1 protein-coding gene is annotated in these 531 nt (G+C 61.2%); it reads right to left on the bottom strand.

The genetic code is table 11. The features are described 5' to 3' along the window. A partial coding sequence (locus HP439_RS19355; protein WP_216657913.1) for a hypothetical protein occupies window positions 1-531 on the bottom strand: 531 nt, incomplete at both ends.

A 531-nucleotide genomic window follows, 5' to 3' on the forward strand; every position in this document is an offset into this window, starting at 1 on the left:
TGACGATTGGTGCAGCGCCGGTGTCGCCGGCCAGGGTGTCGACCGTGGCGCTGTCGGTGCCTTTATTGGAGGTGTTGCCGAACTGATCTTTAAGCACGGCATCGACCGTGATGGTCTGACCTTCGCCGGGGCTCGGGAAAGTCGTGCCGACCTGTCCTGCAGTGATTTGCTCCGTGGTCAGGACGATGTCTTTGGTGACATTGCCCGAGGTGATGCTGATGGTGTCACCAGCAACTGCACCGGCTGGCAGCTTGATGCTGACGTCGATGTCGCCGTTGAGCTCAGCTTTGCTGATGACGCCGTCGTTGTTGGTGTCTTCGGTAATGGTGACGATTGGTGCGGCACCGGTGGCACCGGCCAGGGTGTCGACCGTGGCGCTGTCGGTGCCTTTATTGGAGGTGTTGCCGAACTGATCCTGAAGCGTCGCATCGACGGTCAGGGTCTGGCCTTCGCCTGGATTGGCAAAGGTGGTGGTGACGAAGCCAGCCGCGATTTGCGCGGCAGTCAAGGTGATGGTCTGCGGCGCGGTGC

The sequence above is a fragment of the Sphingobacterium shayense genome (assembly GCF_013179575.1).
Classification (GTDB): Bacteria; Bacteroidota; Bacteroidia; order Sphingobacteriales; family Sphingobacteriaceae; genus Sphingobacterium; species Sphingobacterium shayense.